23 protein-coding genes are annotated in these 20,460 nt (G+C 64.7%); 8 read left to right on the top strand and 15 right to left on the bottom strand.

Going from position 1 to position 20,460, the window contains the following annotated elements; all coding sequences use genetic code 11:
- Positions 1 to 143 precede the first annotated feature (143 nt).
- Positions 144 to 731, top strand: coding sequence for a TetR/AcrR family transcriptional regulator (locus tag ABID59_RS15165; protein ID WP_354083885.1), 588 nt, complete (start codon positions 144 to 146; stop codon positions 729 to 731).
- A gap of 11 nt (positions 732 to 742) precedes the next feature.
- On the opposite strand, the gene ABID59_RS15160 is transcribed toward ABID59_RS15165, so the two are convergent.
- The 3 genes from ABID59_RS15160 to ABID59_RS15150 form a co-directional block, all read right to left on the bottom strand.
- Positions 743 to 1,051, bottom strand: a complete 309-nt coding sequence (locus ABID59_RS15160; protein WP_148751490.1) for a hypothetical protein — start codon at positions 1,049 to 1,051, stop codon at positions 743 to 745.
- A 100-nt stretch (positions 1,052 to 1,151) separates the two neighbouring features.
- The gene (locus ABID59_RS15155; protein ID WP_354083884.1) at positions 1,152 to 1,802 is read right to left on the bottom strand and encodes a response regulator; all 651 of its coding nucleotides are present in this window, start codon (positions 1,800 to 1,802) and stop codon (positions 1,152 to 1,154) included.
- Between the two features lie 7 nt (positions 1,803 to 1,809).
- Positions 1,810 to 3,177: a sensor histidine kinase gene (locus tag ABID59_RS15150; protein ID WP_354083883.1), complete on the bottom strand. Its 1,368-nt coding sequence runs from the start codon at positions 3,175 to 3,177 to the stop codon at positions 1,810 to 1,812.
- 213 nt (positions 3,178 to 3,390) lie between these two features.
- Here ABID59_RS15150 and ABID59_RS15145 point away from each other — a divergent pair, with 213 nt between their 5' ends.
- From ABID59_RS15145 to ABID59_RS15125, 5 genes are all read left to right on the top strand, one after another.
- Entirely contained in the window at positions 3,391 to 4,161 is a 771-nt protein-coding gene (locus ABID59_RS15145; protein WP_354083882.1) for a MotA/TolQ/ExbB proton channel family protein, read from the top strand.
- Positions 4,158 to 4,829, top strand: coding sequence for a DUF2135 domain-containing protein (locus ABID59_RS15140; protein WP_027534510.1), 672 nt, complete (start codon positions 4,158 to 4,160; stop codon positions 4,827 to 4,829). The genes ABID59_RS15145 and ABID59_RS15140 overlap by 4 nt, the downstream gene beginning before the upstream one ends.
- Positions 4,822 to 5,427 carry a hypothetical protein gene (locus tag ABID59_RS15135; protein ID WP_148751494.1) on the top strand — a complete coding sequence of 202 codons (606 nt, stop codon included), beginning with the start codon at positions 4,822 to 4,824 and terminating at the stop codon, positions 5,425 to 5,427. Before ABID59_RS15140 ends, ABID59_RS15135 begins: the two co-directional genes overlap by 8 nt.
- A 112-nt stretch (positions 5,428 to 5,539) precedes the next feature.
- Positions 5,540 to 6,280, top strand: a complete 741-nt coding sequence (locus tag ABID59_RS15130; RefSeq protein ID WP_148751495.1) for a metallophosphoesterase family protein — start codon at positions 5,540 to 5,542, stop codon at positions 6,278 to 6,280.
- A gap of 6 nt (positions 6,281 to 6,286) precedes the next feature.
- Positions 6,287 to 7,726 carry a serine/threonine protein kinase gene (locus ABID59_RS15125; protein WP_354083881.1) on the top strand — a complete coding sequence of 480 codons (1,440 nt, stop codon included), beginning with the start codon at positions 6,287 to 6,289 and terminating at the stop codon, positions 7,724 to 7,726.
- A 5-nt stretch (positions 7,727 to 7,731) separates the two neighbouring features.
- On the opposite strand, the gene ABID59_RS15120 is transcribed toward ABID59_RS15125, so the two are convergent.
- The 4 genes from ABID59_RS15120 to rpe all read right to left on the bottom strand — a co-directional run bounded on the left by ABID59_RS15120 (position 7,732) and on the right by rpe (position 9,123).
- Positions 7,732 to 7,923 (bottom strand): hypothetical protein, encoded by a 192-nt coding sequence (locus ABID59_RS15120; RefSeq protein ID WP_354083880.1) that lies wholly within the window; start codon positions 7,921 to 7,923, stop codon positions 7,732 to 7,734.
- 22 nt (positions 7,924 to 7,945) lie between these two features.
- Positions 7,946 to 8,125, bottom strand: a complete 180-nt coding sequence (locus ABID59_RS15115) for a hypothetical protein (RefSeq protein WP_354083879.1) — start codon at positions 8,123 to 8,125, stop codon at positions 7,946 to 7,948.
- A gap of 4 nt (positions 8,126 to 8,129) precedes the next feature.
- Positions 8,130 to 8,270 carry a hypothetical protein gene (locus ABID59_RS15110; RefSeq protein WP_187434870.1) on the bottom strand — a complete coding sequence of 47 codons (141 nt, stop codon included), beginning with the start codon at positions 8,268 to 8,270 and terminating at the stop codon, positions 8,130 to 8,132.
- 151 nt (positions 8,271 to 8,421) lie between these two features.
- Positions 8,422 to 9,123, bottom strand: coding sequence for a ribulose-phosphate 3-epimerase (rpe, locus tag ABID59_RS15105; protein ID WP_354083878.1), 702 nt, complete (start codon positions 9,121 to 9,123; stop codon positions 8,422 to 8,424).
- A gap of 253 nt (positions 9,124 to 9,376) precedes the next feature.
- Between rpe and ABID59_RS15100 the strand changes: the two genes are divergently transcribed.
- A complete protein-coding gene (locus ABID59_RS15100) occupies positions 9,377 to 10,198 on the top strand; it encodes an EF-hand domain-containing protein (protein ID WP_354083877.1) in 822 nt (273 codons plus the stop codon).
- Positions 10,199 to 10,213: 15 nt separating this feature from the next.
- On the opposite strand, the gene ABID59_RS15095 is transcribed toward ABID59_RS15100, so the two are convergent.
- The gene (locus tag ABID59_RS15095; protein ID WP_148751501.1) at positions 10,214 to 11,209 is read right to left on the bottom strand and encodes a P1 family peptidase; all 996 of its coding nucleotides are present in this window, start codon (positions 11,207 to 11,209) and stop codon (positions 10,214 to 10,216) included.
- Between the two features lie 52 nt (positions 11,210 to 11,261).
- A complete protein-coding gene (locus ABID59_RS15090; RefSeq protein WP_354083876.1) occupies positions 11,262 to 14,069 on the bottom strand; it encodes a PAS domain S-box protein in 2,808 nt (935 codons plus the stop codon).
- 264 nt (positions 14,070 to 14,333) lie between these two features.
- Between ABID59_RS15090 and ABID59_RS15085 the strand changes: the two genes are divergently transcribed.
- The gene (locus tag ABID59_RS15085) at positions 14,334 to 14,720 is read left to right on the top strand and encodes a response regulator (protein ID WP_354083875.1); all 387 of its coding nucleotides are present in this window, start codon (positions 14,334 to 14,336) and stop codon (positions 14,718 to 14,720) included.
- 74 nt (positions 14,721 to 14,794) lie between these two features.
- Here the strand turns inward: ABID59_RS15085 and ABID59_RS15080 are convergent, their stop codons facing one another.
- The 6 genes from ABID59_RS15080 to ABID59_RS15055 all read right to left on the bottom strand — a co-directional run bounded on the left by ABID59_RS15080 (position 14,795) and on the right by ABID59_RS15055 (position 20,382).
- Positions 14,795 to 15,913 carry a branched-chain amino acid ABC transporter substrate-binding protein gene (locus tag ABID59_RS15080; protein ID WP_354083874.1) on the bottom strand — a complete coding sequence of 373 codons (1,119 nt, stop codon included), beginning with the start codon at positions 15,911 to 15,913 and terminating at the stop codon, positions 14,795 to 14,797.
- Between the two features lie 177 nt (positions 15,914 to 16,090).
- Positions 16,091 to 16,834 carry an ABC transporter ATP-binding protein gene (locus ABID59_RS15075; protein WP_354083873.1) on the bottom strand — a complete coding sequence of 248 codons (744 nt, stop codon included), beginning with the start codon at positions 16,832 to 16,834 and terminating at the stop codon, positions 16,091 to 16,093.
- The gene (locus ABID59_RS15070; protein WP_148751506.1) at positions 16,831 to 17,664 is read right to left on the bottom strand and encodes an ABC transporter ATP-binding protein; all 834 of its coding nucleotides are present in this window, start codon (positions 17,662 to 17,664) and stop codon (positions 16,831 to 16,833) included. The genes ABID59_RS15075 and ABID59_RS15070 overlap by 4 nt, the downstream gene beginning before the upstream one ends.
- Entirely contained in the window at positions 17,661 to 18,986 is a 1,326-nt protein-coding gene (gene livM, locus ABID59_RS15065; RefSeq protein ID WP_148751507.1) for a high-affinity branched-chain amino acid ABC transporter permease LivM, read from the bottom strand. The genes ABID59_RS15070 and livM overlap by 4 nt, the downstream gene beginning before the upstream one ends.
- Positions 18,987 to 18,999: 13 nt before the next feature.
- A complete protein-coding gene (locus tag ABID59_RS15060; protein ID WP_148751508.1) occupies positions 19,000 to 19,917 on the bottom strand; it encodes an ABC transporter permease subunit in 918 nt (305 codons plus the stop codon).
- Between the two features lie 255 nt (positions 19,918 to 20,172).
- Positions 20,173 to 20,382 carry a hypothetical protein gene (locus ABID59_RS15055; RefSeq protein WP_354083872.1) on the bottom strand — a complete coding sequence of 70 codons (210 nt, stop codon included), beginning with the start codon at positions 20,380 to 20,382 and terminating at the stop codon, positions 20,173 to 20,175.
- Positions 20,383 to 20,460: the final 78 nt, after the last annotated feature.

The raw sequence follows: 20,460 nt of genomic DNA, 5'->3' as shown, positions 1-20,460 counted from the left end.
TTTACTGGTAGCGCGCCAGATCGCGGCGCAGGCTGCAAAACTGCCTCATTAAAGCGAGAGCTTTCCGAACCGACCGGTGTGGGCGCTTCGGTAAGCATCCATCGCCGGGTAACTGGACCCTGAACGGGGAATATGGTGCTGGCATGAACGAAGCCGTTATCTTGACGCCGGAGCGAATCCTCGAAGTCACCGAGGACGTCTTGCGGCGCTACGGACTTGCCAAGGCCACAGTGGTCGACGTTGCCCGTGCGCTCGATGTGAGCCACGGCAGCGTCTATCGCCATTTCCCGAGCAAGGCCTCGCTGCGTGAGGCCGTAGCCAAGCGCTGGCTCGACCGTATTGACGCGCCGCTCCTGGCCATCGCCGAGGAGCAGGGCCCTGCGCCGGCGCGGCTCGACCGCTGGCTTCGCACGCTGTTCGCGGCCAAGCGTTCACGCGTGCTCGAGGACCCCGAGATGTTCGAGACCTATCTGACGCTGGCCCGCGAGGCCTGCGCGGCGGTCAAGTGTCACAAGGACACCATGATCGACCAGATCGCAGCGATCCTGTCCGATGGCGTGAAGCAGGGCGTGTTCGAAGTGACCGACGTCAAGACCACCGCACGTGCCCTGTTCGATGCGACCTGCCGCTTCCACCATCCGGCCCATGCCGACGAATGGAAGGATGCCGAGCTGCCCGCGCGCGTCGATACGACGCTCGCCCTGTTGCTGCGTGGGCTGAAGGCGGCCTAGAAGCGCTCCTCCTAGCTTACCCTCTTGGCTTGAAGCGCTCCGCCGTTGCGGGGCGCGGACGAGGATGTGGCGTGCCTTCGCGGGTGGAATGTGCCGTCGGACGACGGGACGACCGGCGGGCTCTCCGGATATGCACTGACCGCGATTTCGACGACGTCCTTCGACTGCTTTCGGAGGCGGTAGAATGTCAGCTCCTGATCGAGCATAGGACAGCGGAACTGGACAACAGCCGTGTCCGGCAAGCGGCAAAGCTGGTCGATCAGCTCGCCTACGGTGATGACGGTGGGATGGTCGACTGCCTTGTGATGAGCTTTACTCATGGCGTGTTACTCCTCCGCTCCGCTACTAACCGGGGTTGGATGGCCTGCGTTCCATTGCGTTCAGCAGATTGAAGGACCCGGAAATCCGGCAGTCCCGCTGCTAGATCTTCGTCAGCCCGCAAGCTGCCGCCAGCCGGACGAGCTGCGCATCCGTGCGTGTGCCAGTCTTGGTCTTGATCAAGTAGTGATAATTCTGGACCGTCTTGACGCTGAGATTGAGATGCGTCGCGATCTCTTCGGTGGTGGCGCCGCCGGCGAACTGGCGCAAAATCTCGATCTCGCGCTCGCCCAGCTGATCCAGCGCTGAGCCTGTCGACAGGCTGTCCTCGGCCAGCACATGCGCGATGTCGTCGCTCATGGCCCGCTCGCCGCGGGCGACGCTGCGGATGGCGTTGACGACGGCGGAGGGGGCGCTGCTCTTGGTGACGAAGCCGGAAGCGCCGGCACTGAACGCGGCTTTCACCAGCACGGCCTCGTTGTGCATGGTGAAGACGAGGATCCGCGCCCGCGGATTGCGCGCGCGGATGTTGCGGATCGCCTCGAGGCCGCTGGCACCGGGCATCGAGATGTCCATCACGACGACGTCGGGATCATGCGTCTTGAAGGCGCCATAGGCATCCGCGGCGTTGTCGGCTTCCGCCACGACGTGGAGATCGCCCTGGCTCTCCAGCACGCACCGATAGCCTTGGCGGACGATCGGATGGTCGTCGACCAGCAGCACCGAGATGCCTGTTGCTGCGACCTCGCTCATGGCCGCCTCATGCAGCGAGCGGGATTGTCGCGGCGACGCTGAGACCGTGCCTCGCGGGCAGGATCGACAGCGAGCCGCCGGCGGCCGTCACGCGCTCGCGGATGCCGGTGAGTCCGAAGCCGGCCGACCGCGCCACGCGTGCCGCATCGCCGCCGCCGTCGTCCTCGACGCGGATCAGAAGCGCATCGTCCTCGCCCGCGCACCGTTCGACGTGCAACAAGATCTCGCGGGCCGCACCGTGGCGCAGCGCGTTGGTCAGGCATTCCTGGGCGACGCGATAGGCGGTCGTGGCAGCCGGACCGCTGATGTCGGTGAGGTCGCCCTTGAGGTCGAGCTGGATCGTCGGCTGCGTCGCGCTCTGCGAGCGCCAGCTGTCGACGAGGTTGACGAGGCTCGCTTCCAGCCCGAGCTCCTCGGGCAGGGGATTGCGCAGGCGCTTCAGCGCATCGCGCAGCGAAGCCATCAAATGGTGCGTAGCCTGCGAGATCATGTGCGCGTCCTGCGCGATGCCATGATCCCCGTCTTTCGGACTCGCGGTCTCGATCGTGTTGGCGAAGGCGAGGATCGCAGAAAGATTTTGTCCGAACTCGTCGTGCAGCTCGCGGGCGAGCGCGCGACGTTCATCGTCGCGGATCTCGATCAGGCGCCGCGTCAGCGCCGCCCGTTGCTCGACGGATTCTTCCAGCCGGCTGCCGAGTTTCTCGACGGCGCCGCCGATCATCCCAAGCTCCATGGAGCGGAAGCGCGGCAGCTTGGTGCGGTACTGGCCGCGCGCCATGCGTTGCAGGGCCGTCACGATGGCGCGCGCCGGAGCCAGCGTGTGTGCGATCGCAAGCGAAGCGAGCAGCGCGATCGCCGCCGCCATCAGCAGCGCGACGTCGATCACGTTGAGGATGTACTCCCAGGCGAGCAAGATTGCGGCTGCTTCGTCCGGCGTCGCGACGACCGTTCCGGCGGCAGCGGCGCGCGGGCTGACGGGCCGCACCACCTCGGCGTGGCTGCCGAGGAAGGTCGGCACGATCGACGCGAACCAGCGCGGCGGCGCCCTGCCGATGCCCTGGCTCTGGCCGCACAGTGGCTTTTCGAATGCGGTCGCCGGTTGGAACTCGACGCAGACGCCGGGCGAGATCAGCTTCATCGTCTCCAGCGTCCGCCACTCCGGAACCGGCACGAGATGCTCGCGCATTCTGCTGCTGCGCAGCAAGAGCTCATGCCAGTACAGTGCCTGAAGCGCCTGCGCGACCCGCTGCGCGGAGGCCGCAGTCGCCCGGTCGATGCTGCGATAGGCATCGAACGTGGCCCATATGGTCGCGGCGCCCAGGCAGAGCGCAACGATGAGGAGCAGGCGGGCGACAAGCTGAAGCACGAGGCGCATGCGATCACCCCAAAGTTTGGTAAGCTCAGCCTAACAACGTCGCCGCGCCTTGCCAATTGCGGGGTTTGGGCCGGAGCGCGGCTCGGGCAAATTTCCCAAGCCGGATTGGGCATGGGTCTTTGGACCTGGTGCGGCGGCTTTGATCTAATCGGCAAGGATTCTTTACAAGCCAATCGTCGCAGGCCAATCCCTGCAGGTCAGGAGCAGTGCAGCATGAGTTCGATGACGATTGGACCGATCGCGAACACCGCGACTGACCCATCCGAGCGCAGCGCGCTGCTGTTCTGGATGATCTTCACAGGGCTGTCGATCTTTGCCGTCGTGCTGCTGTGGCGGTTCGGCCTGATCCATCTGATGCTGACCTCGGACCGGACCTACATTTCGAGCGTGATCGCGGTGCTCTATGTCCTGACCTGCGGTCACTGCTTCCTGCGCACACGGGCGATTGCCCGTGAAGGTGCTGCGGCGCGGCGCTGCCGCGCGGTGCTGGCGGCGCCCGACGGCAGCAAGGTGCTCGACGCGAGCACGCCTGTGCTGCCGCGCGGGCTGGTGCGGGACCACATCGACAGTCTCGTGACCAAGGCCGCCGCGCAGGACTACCGCCCGGTCGACCAGACGCTGCTGTTGCGGACGCTTGCCGACCGCCTGCGCGGCTCCAACGGGTTCGGTGCCTTCGTCTCCGATACGCTGATGAAGCTCGGCCTGCTCGGCACCATCATCGGCTTCATCATCATGCTGGCGCCGATTGCCGGACTGGATGCCGCGGACAAGGTCGCGATGCGCTCCTCGATGGGGCTGATGAGCGACGGCATGGCGGTTGCGATGTACACGACTCTCGCCGGCCTCGTCGGCTCGATCCTGGTCCGCATCCAGTACTACATGCTCGATTCCGCGACCCAGCGGGTGTTCTCGGATGCCGTGGTGCTGACGGAGACCTATGTGACGCCTGTCCTGGAGCGCAAAGGCGCTGGAACGCCGTCATGATGGATGATTTCGGCCTCTATCCGCGCGAGGAGCCGTTCGATCCGCTGGGCGTGATGCTGTTCAAGGCGCTCCAGGTGGTCGCCTTCCTGTTCTTCCTCGCGCTGCTCGCGGTCTCGCCCGATGCCAAGGAGGGCAAGATCGACTCCAAGGCCGAGTTCATGATCACGCTGGACTGGCCGGACAATCACCCTGACGATCTCGACCTGTTCGTGCAGGACCCCGCCGGCAACATCGCCTGGTATCGCCACCGCGAGGCCGGCTTCCTCACGCTCGATCGCGACGATCGCGGCGGGGCCAACGACTTCATCATGGTCAACGGCAAGAAGATCGCCTCGCCCATCCGCGAGGAGATCGTGACGGTGCGCGGCATCGTCGCCGGCGAATACACCGTCAACGTCTCGCATTTCGTCGCCACGACCGGCGAGCCTGTTACGGCCAATGTGAAGGTGCAGAAGCTCAATCCGACCGCGCAGGTGGTCTTCGACAACAAGTTCACGCTCGACCACACCGGTGACGAGAAGACCGCGGTGCGGTTCCGGCTCGATGCCGAAGGCAAGGTGGTCAATGTGGACCAGCGGCCGAAATCGCTGCTGGAAACCTTCCGCAGCACCTGGCGCAACGGCGCTGACGTCGACCCCAAGACCGGTGTGAGGATACGCCGTGATTAATTTGCCGACGGTCATCCTCACGCTGTCGGTCGCCTATGCCGTGATCGGCGCGTTGTTGCTGGTCGTGCTGGTCTATGCGCGGCTGCACTGGTCGCTGAAGGCGGTCGCGGTGGTCGTGACCAGCGCCTTCTATGTCGTCAGCTTCTCGGAAATGCGCGGGCTGCTCGGCTGGGCCAGCACGGACAGGCTGCCCACCGCGTTCAAGCTGCTCAAGGCGCGGATCGTCGAGCCGCATTCGCTGGAGGGCGATCCCGGCTCGATCTATCTGTGGGTCGAGGAGCTCGACGAGGATCACCGTCCGAGCGGCATTCCGCGCGCCTTCCGTGTCCCCTACAACGACACTCTGGCCGACAAGACCCATGCAGCCGAGAACGAGATCGCTGCGGGCCACCCGCAAGGCGGGCGCGCGGCCGATTTTGGCGGCGGCGAGGGCAGCCTGATCGACATGGTCCGGGAATATGTGACGCCCAAAGCTATTCTCGAGACCAGCGGCGGCGATTCCTCCACCGGCGAGTTCAGTGCCCCGCCGGCCGGCGCGCAAGGAGCGGTGTTCACGCCGCTGCCGCCACCCCGGATGCCGCCCAAGGACGAGCAATAGCCTCTTCACCATTGCGCTGCGCGGCACTGGTAAACCGCCCGGCGCTGGCGCATCTTGTTGACCTCCCTCAAATCGGCTTTATCGGCCTCAAGAATTTGAGGGTGGAGGGTGCGTGCTTCTCGCTGTCTTCTCGGATATCCACGGCAACCGGCAGGCGTTCGAGGCGTGCCTGAAGGTGGCCCGCGCGAAGGGCGCAGAGCGGTTTGTCATGCTCGGCGATTTCGTCGGCTATGGTGCCGATCCGGAATGGGTCGTGGATACCGCGATGGAGCTGGTCGCCCAGGGCGCCGTCGCCGTTCGCGGCAATCACGACCAGGCCGTGAACTCCTCGTCCGAGACCATGAACAATGAGGCGCAGATCGCGATCGAATGGACGCGCGGGCGGCTCGACATCGCGCAGCGCCGGTTTCTTGCCGAGCTGCCGATGCTCGTCGAGGACGGCGACCGTCTGTTCGTGCACTCGGAAGCCTCTCATCCCCAGCGCTGGCACTACATTCGCTCGACGGCGGACGCTGCCAAGAGCCTGATATCGACCCCCGCCCACGTGACCTTCTGCGGCCACATTCACCGTCCCGCGCTCTATTCGATGTCGGTCACGGCGAAGATGACGGGCCTCGTGCCCAAGACCGATATTTCCATGCCGCTCCTGCGCGGGCGGCAATGGCTCGCCGTGCTTGGTGCGGTCGGTCAGCCGCGCGACGGTGATCCATCGGCGGCGTTCGTGCTGTTCGATACGACCTCATGCCAGATCACGTATTGCCGCGCCCCCTACGACGTGGCGAGCGCGGCGAACCGGATTCGGGAGAACGGCCTGCCGCACTGGCTCGCAGACCGGCTATCGGAGGGGCGCTAAAGGCCGATGCCGAAACCCATGGTCAAACCCGGCGCCGTGATCGACGGCTACACGATTGGCGAATGCGTTCATGCCGGCGGCATGGCGACGCTCTGGACCGTCACCCATGCCGGCATTGACGCCCGGCTGCTGATGAAGATCCCAAGGGCGTCCGAGGGCGAGGACCCGGCGGCGATCGTCTCCTTCGAGATGGAGATGATGATCCTGCCCCGGCTGACAGGGCCGCATGTGCCGCACTGCTACGGCACCGGCGATTTCGCGCATCAGGCCTACGCCGTGATCGAGCGAATTTCGGGGACAACGCTCTACAAGCGGTTGCCCGACCTGCCGCTGCCTTACGACGAAGTTCGGCTGCTCGTCGCCAAGATCGCGACCGCGCTCGCTGATTTGCACCGGCAGAACGTGATCCATCACGACATCAAGCCGAGCAGCATCATGTTCCGCGATAATGGTGAGGCCGTGCTGATCGACTTTGGCCTGTCGCATCATAATCATCTGCCCGATCTGATGCAGGCGGAGTTCCGCCTGCCTTACGGCACCGCGCCCTATATGGCGCCGGAACGGCTGTTGGGGGTGCGCGACGATCCCCGCAGCGATCTGTTTTCGCTCGGCGTGCTGCTCTATTTCTTCACCACCGGCGAACGTCCATTCGGCGAGGGTGAGACGCTGCGCGCGATGCGGCGCCGGCTGTGGCGCGATCCTTATCCGCCGCGTGCGCTACGCAGCGACTATCCGCCCTGGCTCCAGGAGGTGGTGCTGCGGTGTCTCGAGATCGAGCCGGATTGGCGCTATCCGACAGCGGCCCAGCTCGCCTTCGATCTGACCCATCCGGACCAGGTCAAGCTCACCGCGCGCGCGGAGCGGATGAAGCGCGACCCCCTCAGTGTCGCCTGGCGGCGCCGTTTCAATCCCGACGTCAAGCCGTCGGGTGCGAGATCGGATCTTGCGACGCAAATTGCGATGAGCCCGATCGTTACGGTCGCGCTCGACACGGCGGAGGGTGCGCCGGAATTGAACGAGTCGCTGCGAGTCACCACAGAGCGCATCCTGGCGACGCTGCCGTCAGCCCGGCTCGCCTGTGTCAATGTGTTGAAGCTCAATCGCATTGCCGTCGACAAGACGCTGGACGAACAGGGCTCCAACAAGCACATCGACCGCCTTGTCGCGCTGCGGCACTGGGCGACGCCCCTGAAGCTGGACGAGAGCCGGCTGTCGGTTCATGTGCTTGAGGCCGTCGATCCCGCGGCTGCATTGCTGGAGTTCGCCGAGGTCAACCAGGTCGACCATGTCATCATCGGCGCGCGACAGGGCTCGTTTCGGCGCACGTTGCTCGGCAGCGTCTCGGCCAAGGTGGCTGCGGAGGCCAGCTGCACCGTCACCGTGGTGCGGCCGCCGCGGATGGCTGCGGATGCCGGCGAGGCTGATGCGGACGAGGCCGCGGGTTAGATGGATCAGGCCGCGTGGGCGGCTTGGCCCGAGCGCTTGCGGCGGATCGGCCAGGTGAAGTGCGGGCCAGCCTCGCCGTGATCCGCGCTGCCGCCGAAATACTGAATGATCTCGCGGCAGGGTTCGCAGGTGAAGAGGTCACGCGACGCCGACGCTTTGGTCATTTCCTTCAGGCAGTTCGGGCAGTGCGGTTTCATCAGACTGGTCCAGGAGAAGATTTCAATGCCGGAACGGTGACCGGAACGGGTGGTCCAGGTCCGCCGTCTCGGCGCGGGGATCGTCGACCATCTTGCCCTCGGTGCGTTCAAGCCGGCCGAAGAAATAATCGAGATTTGGATGCGGACGGCGCGGGATGCGGCACCTGCGTTTCGGCTGACGCTTGACGAGGGCGATCTGCATGGCATCAGGCCCGATAGCCGTTGCGGCCGATGATGCGGGTCGAACGCGCCGGGGCCCTTACCGGTCCGGCCGACGGGCCGAACACAACGAACGCGCAAAAACCGATCCACAACGCCACGCCAGTCCAAACCAGGGTCGTCGTCATGATGTGCTCCTGTCCAATCAGGCAGGAATCACTAGCGGTGATTTGCGCGAATCAGGGAAGCCCGGAGGAGTACGGGTCGTGGTTGCAATTTTAGGCATTGCGCGTCGCAACACCCGCAAGGACCGCAGGTTTGCGGGCGCGTAGCGGTGCTTCAGATCGCTTCGCCGCGGGCCCCGAGCGCCGCGTTGCGGATCGCTGCGATGTTGGTCTTGTAGGCGTCCTGCGTGCCGCCTTTGAACACGGAGGTGCCGGCGACGAGGGCATTGGCGCCGGCGGCTGCGAGCGCGCCCGCGTTGTCGGGGCCGACGCCGCCGTCGACCTCGATGTCGATCGGCCGGCCGGCCATCATCGCGCGGATGTCGCTGATCTTGCCGATCGCCGAATGGATGAAGGCCTGGCCGCCGAAGCCCGGATTGACCGACATCACCAGCACGAGGTCGACCAGGTCGAGCACATATTCGAGCACGCTGATCGGCGTGCCAGGATTGAGCGAGACGCCGGCCTTCTTGCCGAGCGCGCGGATCGCTTGGAGCGAGCGGTGCAAGTGCGGGCCCGCCTCGGCATGCACGGTGATGTGGTCGCAGCCGGCCTTGGCAAAGGCCTCGAGATAGGGATCACAGGGCGAGATCATCAGATGCGCGTCGAACACCTTCTTGGTGTGCGGGCGCATCGCCTTGATAACGTCGGGGCCGTAGGAGATGTTGGGCACGAAGTGGCCGTCCATCACGTCGAGATGGATCCAGTCGGCGCCTGCGGCGTCGACCGCGCGAACCTCCTCGCCGAGCTTCGAGAAATCCGAGGCCAGGATCGAGGGCGCGATAGCCAGGGGGCGGCGGGCGAAGGCTTGGGTCATGGCGCGGTTTCCCGTGGCGGCCGAAGGGCGAATGGCCTCGCCTAACATGGGCCCCTCGGCGCGGCAATGCAGGGGGATGGGCTTCCTGTGGGCGGGAAAATTCTGCCCTCGGCGGCATGAATTGCCGATGTTCCCCGATCCCGGAGAGTGCGGCGGATACGGATTTCATTGAGCTTTTCGCGCTGGCACGACGCTTGCTGACCTGACGGCCAGAACATTGGCCGCGGCATGCCGCATGGGTTGGAGTTGTGCAATGTTGTTTGCGCTTGGCGCCGTCTCGAGTGCGCTCGATGCCATTCAATCGCTGACGAGCTCGAAATCCTCGTCGTCGACCCAGAAGACCGGATCGTCGCGAGCTGCGACCGATCCATTCGCAATCGACACCAGCAGCAACAGCACGAGCAGTGGCGCGACGTCATCGGTCAATTCCGGCAATTGCGCGCAGATCTCGCCGGAGACGATGAGCGCGCTGATTGCCGCGCAAAGCCAGTCGTCGGACGGCACGAGCAGCTCGACCGGCTCCACATCGGCGAGCTCGACGTCCTCGACATCGACGAGCCGGGATGATGCGTTGAAGGATCTGTTCTCGCAGCTCGACGCCAATGGCGACGGCCAGATCAGCAAGTCCGAATTCGAGAACGCGCTGGGCGCCGGCGGCACCAACCTGGCACAGGCCGACGACGTGTTCTCCAAGCTCGATGGCAATTCCGACGGCAGCGCCAGCCTCGACGAGATGTCGAAGGCGCTGAAGGGCAGCGGACATCATGGCGGCCACCACCATGCGCAGGCCGCGAGCGGCTCGGGCGATGCGTCCGGCAGCAACTCCGATTCCTCGTCGTCATCGTCGAGCGGCGGGTCGACCTCGACCACGTCGACCGGCGCCGACGGCTCGACCACCACCACCGTCACCTATGCCGATGGCTTCAAGATGACGACGACCGTGCCGGGCGCCTCCAGCTCTTCAAGCGCGTCGGGGGGCGGCAATTCGCCCTATGACTGGTTCGGCCAGATGATGCAGCGCCAGGCGCAGACCGCAGCGGGATCCGCGGCTTCATCGATGTCGATGAGCGTGTAAGCGCGCTCTGAAGCCCTAGCCAAACCGATCCTTCCACGCCGGCTGCGCGCCGGGGAACGGCAGCGCGGTCGCGCTGTAGACGCCGCGGGCGATCGCGCGCGCAACCACGTTGGCTGCGACCATGCCGAGCTCGGTGAGGCCTGCGACCGGATCGATCGGCTTCGCACAGGTCGCGGCGGCAAACAGCACGTCACCGTCCGTCGGGGCATGCACCGGATAGATCGCGCGCGCAAAGCCGGTATGCGCGATCATCGCCAGCCGCTTGGCCTGCGGCTTGGTCAGCGCCGCTTCGGTGACGACGATGCCGATCGTCGTGTTCTCGCGCTCGGTTGCGGCGGGGCCGCCCTTGATGCGCATCTTGAGCATGTCGTCGGTAAATTTGTCAGGCAGCCCGCGGCCGCCGAACTCGCCGTCGACCTCGAACGGCGCCGCCCAGAACCACGGTCCGTCGCCGACGGTGGCGCTGCCGACCGCATTGACGGCGATGAGCGCCGCGACCATCACGCCATTGCTGGTGACGGCGGAGGCCGAGCCGAGCCCGCCCTTGAATGTCGCGGTGGTGGCACCAAAGCCGGCGCCGACGCTGCCGAGCGCAAAATCCATCCCGGCGGCAACTGCTGCGGCATAGCCGAGATCGCGATAGGGCGCGAAGCGACCCCACGCCTTATCGCCGCCGTTGAGCAGATCGAACAGGATCGCGCCCGGCACGATCGGGATCAGCGCCTCGCGCACGCGGAAACCGCGGCCCTGCTCGGCAAGCCAGGCCTGGATGCCGCCGCCGGCCTCGATCCCGAAGGCGGAGCCGCCGGACAGTGCGATCGCGTCAACGCGTTCGACCGTGCCGGCAGGATCGAGCAACGCGGCCTCGCGTGTCCCGGGTCCGCCGCCACGGATGTCGATCGCCGCCACCGCCGGCTGGTCGAACACGATCGCCGTCGCGCCTGAAGCGAGTCTTGCATCATGGGCGTGGCCGACGCGGACGCCGGCGATATCGGTGAGGAGGTTTTTCAAGGATGGCACTCCGCTGCGTCGCCTTCAGCGATAGCGCAGGCGAGCGGCCCGCTCAACTCGCCAGCGCCGTCCTGAGCATCTTGGCAAGCTCCGATTTGCGGTAGGGCTTTGCCAGCAGCAGCACGCCGGAATCGAGCCGGCCGTGATGGACGATGGCGTTTTCCGTATAGCCTGAGGTGAACAGCGTCTTCAGGTCGGGGCGCCGCCGCGCCGCCTCGTCGGCGAGCTGGCGGCCATTCATGTTGCCCGGCATGATGATGTCGGTGAAGAGCAGGTCGACGTCCTTGTCGGCATCGATGATGGCGAGGGCTTCGGCGGCGTTCGCCGCTTCGAGCGCGGTATAGCCGAGGCTCTTGACCTGGGTCATGACATACTGCCGCACCAGCGCGTCGTCCTCGACGACCAGGATTCTCTCGTTGCCGCCGGTGATGGGCACGTTCTGGAGCGACTCGTACTCGGTCTCCTGCACGCCGGTGGAACGCGGCAGGTAGATCTTCACGCTCGTGCCGTGGCCTTCCTCGCTGTAGATCTTGATGTGGCCGCCGGATTGCTTGACGAAGCCGAACACCATGCTCAGGCCGAGGCCGGTGCCCTTGCCGACTTCCTTGGTGGTGAAGAAGGGGTCGAACACCCGCTCGATCAGGTCCGCCGGTATGCCCGAGCCGGTGTCGCTCACCGCGATCATCACGTAATTGCCGGCGACGACGTCGGGGTTCATGCTGGCATAGCCGTCGTCGAGGAAGATGTTGCGGGTCTCCAGCACCAGCGTGCCGCCGTCGGGCATCGCATCGCGCGCGTTCAGCGCCAGATTGAGGATCGCGGTGGAGAGCTGGCCCGGATCGACCAGAGCGGGCCAGGCATCCTCGGTGAGCTGCGGCAGGATGGTGATCTGCTCGCCCAGCGTCGGGTGCAGCAGCTTGGCGGCCTCGAGCGTCAGCGCGTTGACGTCGATCTCGCGCGGCTGAAGCGGCTGCTTGCGGGCGAAGGCGAGCAGATGCTTGGTCAGTTGCGCGCCGCGCTCGGCGGCATCGTCGATCAGCTTGGTGATGGCGGCGAGCTCGGGTCGATCGGCCACCGCGTCCGCCAGGATACCGATCGTGCCGGTGATGACAGTGAGCACGTTGTTGAAATCGTGGGCGACGCCGCCGGTCAGCTGGCCGATCGAATCCATCTTCTGCACTTGCCGGAACTGGGCTTCCGCAGCCTGCTTCTCGGTCAGGTCGCGACCGATGAAGAAATGGCGCTTCACAGGCTCCGACCAGGTTCCCATCCAGTTCAGTGAGACCTCGTGACCGTCATAGTGGTAGTAGCGCGCCTCGAAGCTGCGCTTGGTCTGGCCGCGGCGCGCCGCGCGCATCTCGGCCCGCGTCTTCTCGAGGTCGTCGGGATGGATGAAGTCGGTCGCGCTATGCCCGATCATGTCCTCCGGGCTCAAGCCGAGAATGTCCTTCACGCTCGGGCTGACCTGGATGAAATTACCAAAACCGTCGGTGACAAGGATCAGGTCGCGCGAGGTTTCGAAGATGCGCTCACGCTCCTCGATCTCGCGCCGCAGCTTCTCGCGCGATTGCTTTTCCTCGGTGATGTCATGGGCAATCTTGGATGCACCGATGATTTGCCCGCTGTCCGATCGCAGCGGCGAGACATTCAGGACGACGTGAAGTAGACGGCCGTCCTTGCGGAGGCGGACCGTCTCGTGCTGGGCGATCGACTCGTTGCTGCTGATGCGGTTGAGAATTCCCCTGGCTTCGGCCCTGCGGTCCTCGGGCACCATGAGGTCGATCGACTGGCCGACGGCCTCGGCGGCAGAATAGCCGAACAGGTGCTCGGCAGCCTTGTTCCAACCGGTGATGATGCCGTCGAGCGACTCGGTGATGATCGCATCGTTGGAGGACTCGACGACGGCGCCATACAGCGCGAGGCGTTTGCCGTAGAAGTCGCGATCCGACGCCGACTGTTCGCGCAACCGGCCGACGAGGCCCACCGTGTGGGCCTGAAGGCGGACATTCTCGATCAGTAGCACCGCGAGCACAAAGATTGCGGCGCAGAGCCCGTAGAGGCGGCCCGCGTAGAAACCGAGATCGTAGCGGGCGCTGTTGAATATCCCCGATAGGGCAATATCAAATAGCCAGGCGCACATCACCGCCATGAGCCAGACGTCGATCACCGCATGTGGCCGCTTGAACCACAGACCGATCAGGGCAGCAAAGCTCAAAGACCACACGAACGAGATCACGCCTACCTGCACGGTCGTGAAGCCGCCGCCTGCCTTCAACAGCGGCGGAAGCAGACCGTGCCCGGCGGTCACGATCCAGGTGAGGGCCGCCACTGCTGCGCCGACACCGAGCAAGCTGCCGATGATCGCGTTTCGCGTCGAACCGGAGATTTCGACTCCGCCGTTCACCCCCTTGCACCAGACATAAGCCAGCACGAACCCTGGAAAGCCGCCGTGCCAGATCATGTAGAGCCAGGCGGTTGTCTGCGGCCCGGCGCCAAACAGCCCATTCGGAGCGAAAAGGCCGGGAAAGCTGAGCGCGTGGACCAGGGCGGCTGTTGCCGTGAACAGATAGCCGCTTGAAAGCCACAACAGGGCGCGGGTCCGCAACACCGCAAATTGCGAGAACAACAGCACTGCAGTGATGATGTCGCAGACAGCGAGAGCGGATTGATAGCTCCCGATGAAGGCCGGCACCTGTATCAGCGGCGTAGGCGCGAATGGGACGGCCAGCGCGAACAGGATCGCGGAGATGCCGACGATCGCCAATGCTGCAGTACGATCGCTCTGCGTGGCCGGCAAGGTCGAAAGGAATGTGCTTCGGTCGTTCTTTGCGTGCACGTTGACCTCTCGCTGGGTCGGCATGGTAGTCCGCATGACTTCGTTGGCCGGCTGCCTTGGTCTTCTGTCTTGATTCTTCTGTCTTGGCCCCCATGGTAGCCCGCTCAGGGCACGTGTCCCGACGGAACCCGCCCGCGACTCAACCGAAGGTTACAGCTTACTTAACTTGAACAGAGAATCGGAATAGGGAATCGGTAAGGTTGGCTTTACCCGATCGACCCATACTGCCTTGGCGCACGTTGCCGTTGAATTGAAGCAATTCATGGTACGAATCCGGGAGTTGTTCCCATGCCCTGTGTCCTTGTTATCGACGACCAGAAGGACGTCCGCGCCATGGTCTCGATCGTGCTTCGGGTCAATCGTTATGACGTTGTTGAAGCGGAGAGCGGCGCGGGCGGCCTGAAGGCCTTCGACGAGAACGTTTTCGACGCAGCGATTGTCGACATTTTCCTGACCGATACCAGTGGTATCGAGGTCATGGCCGCTATTCGCGAGCGGGTTCCCGGATTTCCGATCGTGGCGGTATCAGGCATGACGGCGCTGGACTTCATCGGCGAGGCGCCCGGCCTTGACGGCGTGGTCTGCCTGCAAAAGCCGTTTCGGCCGAACGACCTGCTGCAAGCGCTCCGGAAGGCGCAAGAGGCTGCGGGCGGCGAATTGTCCGCAGCCGTCTGACCGGACTGCAAAGGAAAACGCCCCGGCGAACCGGGGCGTTGACGTCGTCTGGCTATAAGGTCAGGCGTCCTGTCTCAGGTGCCATTGCCCTTGATCTGGGCGTAGCCGCCCTTCGCGTCCCACCTGTAGACAACGTAGTCGAGCTGCTTGATGTCGCCCTTGGCGTCATACTCGATCGGGCCGATCACGGTGTCCCACTTGCCGGCCTTCATCGCTTCCATGACCTTCTTGGCGTCGGTGGTGCCGGCCTTCTTGGCCGCCTGCGACCAGACCTGCATCGCCGCGTAGGTGTAGAGCGTGTAGCCTTCGGGATCGATGTTCTTGGCCTTGAAGGCGTCGACGATCTTCTTTGCGGTCGGCTTGTCGCGCGGATCGGGACCGAAGGTGAACAGCGTGCCTTCGCCGGCAGGGCCGGTGATGGAGGCGTATTCCTTGTCGGCAAGCGCGTCGCCGGCCATCAGGATCGTCTTGAGGCCCTGGTCACGCATCTGACGCAGGATCAAGCCGCTTTCCTGGTGGTAGCCACCGACATAAACGAGATCGATGTTGTCGCGCTTCAGGCGCGAGACGATCGCGTTGAAGTCCTTGTCGCCCTTGTTGTAGGACTCGTACATCTTCTCGGTGACGCCGGCCTTGTTGAGCGCCTTCTTGGTCTCGTCCGCAAGACCCTTGCCGTAGGTGGTCTTGTCGTTGAGGATCGCGATGTTCTTGCCCTTGAAGTTCTTGGCGATGTACTGCGCCGCGATCAGGCCCTGCTGATCGTCACGGCCGCAGACGCGCGCCACGTTCCAGAGCTTGCGCTCGGTGAAGAGCGGGTTGGTCGAGGCCGGCGTGATCTCAAGCACATTGCCGTCGGCATAGGCTTCGGAGGCGGGGATCGACGACGACGAGCAGTAATGCCCGGTGACGAACGGGATCTTGGCGCCGGCGATCTTTTCCGCGATCGAGCGCGCCTGTTTGGGATCGCAGGCATCGTCCTCGACGTTGAGTGCGAGCTTCTTGCCGTTGACGCCGCCGGCGGCGTTGATATCAGCCACGGCCATCTCGGCGCCGTTCTTCATCTGGCGGCCGAATGCGGACTCCGTGCCTGTCATCGGGCCTGCGACTGCGATGGTGACATCCTGCGCGAATGCCGCGCTCGACAGCGCGATCGAAGCGCCGAATGCCAGACCGATGAGCTTCAGTGATTTCATGAGATACCTCGTGGGTGATCGTCTGTGGAAGTTGCCGGGTTGGCCCGGTTCAAACCGGCGCCATTCTTGAATGAATCCCGGGAGAAGTCACCGGCAAAATACGGGCACAACCGCAGATATTTCGGCGCATTCCACCGCACTGGGCCCGGGCCGGGCTCGGCCAGGACCTGGGCGGCCTCAGCCGTGCCGGCCGCCTTCCAGATAGGCGGCGCGAATCTCGGGGCGCTGCAGCAACTCGGCGCCGGTTCCGGCAAGCGTGATCAGGCCATTGACCATGACGTAGCCGCGATGGGCAAGCTTGAGTGCATGGTTGGCGTTCTGCTCGACGATCAGGACGGTCAGGCCGTCCTGCCGGTTCAGGGTCCGGATCGCGTCAAAAATCTGCCGGGCGATCAGCGGTGCAAGCCCGAGCGAGGGTTCGTCGAGCAGGAGCAGGCGCGGGCGGCTCATCAGGGCGCGCCCGATCGCCAGCATCTGCTGCTCGCCGCCGGACAGCGTGCCGCCGCGCTGGACGTAGCGCTCCTTCAGCCGCGGAAACAGCGTGAACACCCGATCCAGCGTCGCCTCGCGCTCCGCATCGGTGCATTCGGTGGCGTCCGCGCCCATCTGGAGGTTTTCCGCCACACTCATGCGCGGAAAGATGCGGCGGCCTTCCGGCGACTGCGCGATGCGCAGATGCGCGATCTCGTGGGTGGCGACGTCGGTGATGTCGCGGCCTTCGTACAGGATCTGTCCGGCGCGGGCGCGCGGCTTGCCGAAGATCGTCATCATCAGTGTCGATTTGCCGGCGCCGTTGGCGCCGATCAGCGCCACGATCTCGCCTGCATCGATCTGGACGTCGACGCCCTTCAGGGCCTCGATCTTACCGTAGGCGGCGTGCAAGCCGCGGATCGCGAGCAGGGGAGTGGGGGCGGACGTCACGACCCGCTCTCCATCACGGCTACAGCCTCTTCCTCGTCGGTGCCGAGATAGGCGGCGATCACCTTGGGATCGTCCCGGACCTCTCGCGGCGTGCCCTGAGCGATCTTCACGCCATGGTCCATCACCACGATGTGGTCGGAGATCTCCATGACCACAGACATGTCGTGCTCGATCAGGAGGATCGAGGTGCCGAGCTCGTTGCGGATCGACAGCAAGAGCTCGCTGAGCGCGGCGCTCTCGCGCGCATTGAGGCCCGCGGCCGGCTCGTCCAGGCAGAGGAGCGCAGGCTCGGTGCACATCGCGCGCGCGATTTCGAGCCGGCGCTGGTCGCCATAAGCGAGGTTGCCGGCGGCGTCATCGGCGCGGTCGAACAGTTTGATCCGCTTGAGCCAGTCGGTGGCGAGCGCGATCGCCCGCTTCTCGGCGGCGCGATAGGTGGGGACGCCGATCAGGCCGAGCAACGTAAAGCCGGAGGCGAGCATCAAGGCATTGTGCTGCGCCACCATCAGGTTCTCGAGCGCCGTCATGCCGGGAAACAGCCGGATGTTCTGGAAGGTGCGGGCAACCTTGGCCTGCTTGGCGATGCGGAAATCGTTGAGCCGTTCCAGCGCGATTTGCCGGCCGTCGTCATGGGTGAGGCGAATGGCGCCGTCGCTCGGCTTGTAGAAACCGGTGATGCAGTTGAAAACGGTGGTCTTGCCGGCGCCGTTCGGCCCGATCAACGCGGTGATCTTTTTCCGTTCGGCTTCGAACGACAGCTCCTGCACCGCGACGATGCCGCCGAAACGCATGGTGAGCCGGTCGACGCTGAGAATTGGCTCGCCGCTCATCCATGCCCCTCCTTGACGAGGTCGGACGAGATGACTTGCGCCTTGGTGAGATACACGGTCGGCGCGCGATGGCCGATGATGCCGCGCGGCCGCCAGATCATGATCAGCACCATCGCCATGCCGAACACCAGCATGCGGTAGTTCTCGAGGCTGCGGAACAGCTCGAAGCCGCCGATCATTGTGAGCGCCGCGAGCGCGACGCCGAGCTGTGAGCCCATGCCGCCGAGCACGACGATGGCGAGCACCAGTGCCGATTCCTGGAAGGTGAAGGATTCCGGGCTGATGAAGCCCTGGCGGGTCGCGAAGAACGCGCCGGCAAAGCCGCCGAACATGGCGCCTGTTGCGAACGCAGTGAGCTTGGTGGTCGTGGTGTTGATGCCGAGAGCGCGGCAAGCGACCTCGTCCTCGCGCAGCGCCTCCCAGGCGCGGCCGATCGGCAGGCGGCGCAGCCGGATCGTAACCCAATTGGTCAGCAGCGCCAGCGCCAGGATCAAATAGAACAGGAAGACGATGCGATGGGTCGGCGAGTATTCGATGCCGAGTTTTGCCGCCAGCCCGTCGTCGCTGTTGTCGAGCGGAATGCCGAAGAAGGATGGGCGGGGAATGCCGGAGACGCCGTTCGGACCACCGGTCAGACTCTGCCAGTTGATGATGACGAGACGGATGATCTCGCCGAAGGCGAGCGTCACGATCGCAAGATAGTCGCCGCGCAGGCGCAACACGGGAAAGCCGAGCAGCACGCCCCAGAACGCGGCAAGGATGCCGGCGAGCGGCAGGCAGATCCAGAACGACCAGCCGAAACTGGTGGCGAGCAGCCCGTAGGAATAGGCGCCGACCGCGTAGAAGGCGACGTAGCCGAGATCGAGCAGGCCGGCGAGCCCGACCACGACGTTGAGGCCCCAGCCCAGCATCACATAGGTCAGCACGAGGATCGCGAGGTCGAGGATGTAGCGCTGGTTGTAGAAGATCACGGGCACCAGCAGCGTGAAGATCAGGAGTGCCGGTGCAAGGTAGCGGCCAATGAACGACATCCCGCTCTGCACGCTAGGTGGCACCAGCTTCTCGGCGCCGGTCGGGCCAATCCATTGCCTGAGCAGCTCGATCACGATCGAGCCGCCGAACACCGCACCGACGAGCGCGGCGACGTCGCCGAAGCGCGCCCAATAGGTGAGCTGGCCGTCGGAGCCCGCTTCGGTACGGATGCCGACCATCAGCGAGAACAACACCAGCGCGATCAGCGCGTTGATGAAGGCGGTCTTCAGAAGGAAGGGGATGCCGGCGGTGCGACTTGCTTTGGTGGTCTCGTGCGGGGTGGCTGTCACGCGGGGCGGTCCGTCAGACTTTTTCGACTTCGGGACGGCCAAGCAGGCCGGTCGGCATGAAAATCAGCACGACGATCAGGATCGAGAACGCGGCGACGTCCTTGTACTCGACCGAGAAATAGGCCGACCAGAACGTCTCGATCAGGCCGATCGCGAGTCCGCCGAGCATGGCGCCGGGCAGTGAACCGATGCCCCCGAGCACAGCGGCGGTGAAGGCCTTGATGCCGGCGACGAAGCCCATGAAGAAATCGACCAGGCCATAATAGAGCAGGTACATCAGGCCGGCGACCGCGGCGAGCGCAGCGCCGATCACGAAGGTCATGGAGATGGTGCGGTCGACGTCGACGCCGAGAAGCGCAGCCATGGTCTGGTCCTGCTCGCAGGCGCGCATGTCGCGCCCGAGCCGTGTGCGCGAGACCAGCCAGGTGAAGATTCCAAGCAGCACGATGGTGGTGATGACCACCATGATCTGGATGTTGGAGAGCTGGATCACGAAGCCGTCGGCGCTCTCATGCAGCGTGTAGCCGCCGGTGATGAAGGGCGGGATCGGCTTGACGCGCGCGCCCTGCGCTATCTGCGAGTAATTGGTCAGCACGAAGGACATGCCGATCGCCGACAGCATCGGCGCGAGGCGGAAGGAATGGCGCAGCGGCCGGTAGGCGATGCGCTCGATGGTCCAGCCATAGAGCGCCGTGATCGCCATCGAGACCAGCAGCACGACCAGCAGGATCACCGGGATCGCGGTCAGGCCGAGCGAGATCAGGATCAGGAAGGTGATTAGCGCAATGAAGCCGCCGATCATGAAGATGTCGCCATGGGCGAAATTGATCATGCCGACGATGCCGTAGACCATCGTGTAGCCGATCGCGATCAGGCCGTAGATGGAGCCGAGCACGAGGCCGTTGATGAGCTGCTGGGCGAAATAATCCATAGGCTGCCGTTACCCAAACCTGACGCGACTCAAAGGGAGGTCTTCGAGAGAGTGCTTAAGTTTCTTCTCGGGCCCCGGCAGCCCTTGAGCGTTCTTCCCGTTTTGTAACAGCAGGGAACTGGTGGCTGCAACTGGCCATTGCCTCGGCATAAAGGCTTGTACAGAGATCATTTTGGCTACGGCTGTTATATCCCGGTTCCCCGCACTGCGAGGAACCAGGTTCCGCGCGGCAACTAAATCGGCTGCCGCTTGTTGTCACGCACTGACGTCCAACAAGGGAGTTTCCCCCCAATGACGAAGCAGCAGAACCAGAATCCGGGCCAGCAGAACCAGAGTCCCGGCCAGCAGCGCCCAAGCCAGCAACCAGGGCAGCAGCAAGGCGGTGGGCAGAAACCCGGACAGCAGCAGCAGAACGACCCGATGCGCCAGGGCGACAAGCCCGGCCACCAGCAGGGTGGCCAGCACGGTCAGGACAATTAGGGAGCCGAGAGCCAAGGCTAATGAAGCGAACAGGGCTAATGAAGTGAAGCGGGCCCCGCCGAA

The organism is Bradyrhizobium sp. S3.3.6 (assembly GCF_040546905.1).
GTDB classification, from domain to species: domain Bacteria; phylum Pseudomonadota; class Alphaproteobacteria; order Rhizobiales; family Xanthobacteraceae; genus Bradyrhizobium; species Bradyrhizobium cytisi.
Note: the sequence above shows the minus strand (reverse complement) of the source record. Positions and strands in the feature narration are given on the sequence as shown.

What these genes read in the sequence shown, in the direction of transcription:
- ABID59_RS15165 (WP_354083885.1), top strand. Translation starts at nt 144, where the DNA reads ATGAACGAAGCCGTTATCTTGACGCCGGAGCGAATCCTCGAAGTCACC.
- ABID59_RS15160 (WP_148751490.1), bottom strand. Translation starts at nt 1,051, where the DNA reads ATGAGTAAAGCTCATCACAAGGCAGTCGACCATCCCACCGTCATCACC.
- ABID59_RS15155 (WP_354083884.1), bottom strand. Translation starts at nt 1,802, where the DNA reads ATGAGCGAGGTCGCAGCAACAGGCATCTCGGTGCTGCTGGTCGACGAC.
- ABID59_RS15150 (WP_354083883.1), bottom strand. Translation starts at nt 3,177, where the DNA reads ATGCGCCTCGTGCTTCAGCTTGTCGCCCGCCTGCTCCTCATCGTTGCG.
- ABID59_RS15145 (WP_354083882.1), top strand. Translation starts at nt 3,391, where the DNA reads ATGAGTTCGATGACGATTGGACCGATCGCGAACACCGCGACTGACCCA.
- ABID59_RS15140 (WP_027534510.1), top strand. Translation starts at nt 4,158, where the DNA reads ATGATGGATGATTTCGGCCTCTATCCGCGCGAGGAGCCGTTCGATCCG.
- ABID59_RS15125 (WP_354083881.1), top strand. Translation starts at nt 6,287, where the DNA reads ATGCCGAAACCCATGGTCAAACCCGGCGCCGTGATCGACGGCTACACG.
- ABID59_RS15120 (WP_354083880.1), bottom strand. Translation starts at nt 7,923, where the DNA reads ATGAAACCGCACTGCCCGAACTGCCTGAAGGAAATGACCAAAGCGTCG.
- ABID59_RS15115 (WP_354083879.1), bottom strand. Translation starts at nt 8,125, where the DNA reads ATGCAGATCGCCCTCGTCAAGCGTCAGCCGAAACGCAGGTGCCGCATC.
- ABID59_RS15110 (WP_187434870.1), bottom strand. Translation starts at nt 8,270, where the DNA reads ATGACGACGACCCTGGTTTGGACTGGCGTGGCGTTGTGGATCGGTTTT.
- rpe (WP_354083878.1), bottom strand. Translation starts at nt 9,123, where the DNA reads ATGACCCAAGCCTTCGCCCGCCGCCCCCTGGCTATCGCGCCCTCGATC.
- ABID59_RS15100 (WP_354083877.1), top strand. Translation starts at nt 9,377, where the DNA reads ATGTTGTTTGCGCTTGGCGCCGTCTCGAGTGCGCTCGATGCCATTCAA.
- ABID59_RS15090 (WP_354083876.1), bottom strand. Translation starts at nt 14,069, where the DNA reads ATGCCGACCCAGCGAGAGGTCAACGTGCACGCAAAGAACGACCGAAGC.
- ABID59_RS15085 (WP_354083875.1), top strand. Translation starts at nt 14,334, where the DNA reads ATGCCCTGTGTCCTTGTTATCGACGACCAGAAGGACGTCCGCGCCATG.
- ABID59_RS15080 (WP_354083874.1), bottom strand. Translation starts at nt 15,913, where the DNA reads ATGAAATCACTGAAGCTCATCGGTCTGGCATTCGGCGCTTCGATCGCG.
- ABID59_RS15070 (WP_148751506.1), bottom strand. Translation starts at nt 17,664, where the DNA reads ATGAGCGGCGAGCCAATTCTCAGCGTCGACCGGCTCACCATGCGTTTC.
- ABID59_RS15060 (WP_148751508.1), bottom strand. Translation starts at nt 19,917, where the DNA reads ATGGATTATTTCGCCCAGCAGCTCATCAACGGCCTCGTGCTCGGCTCC.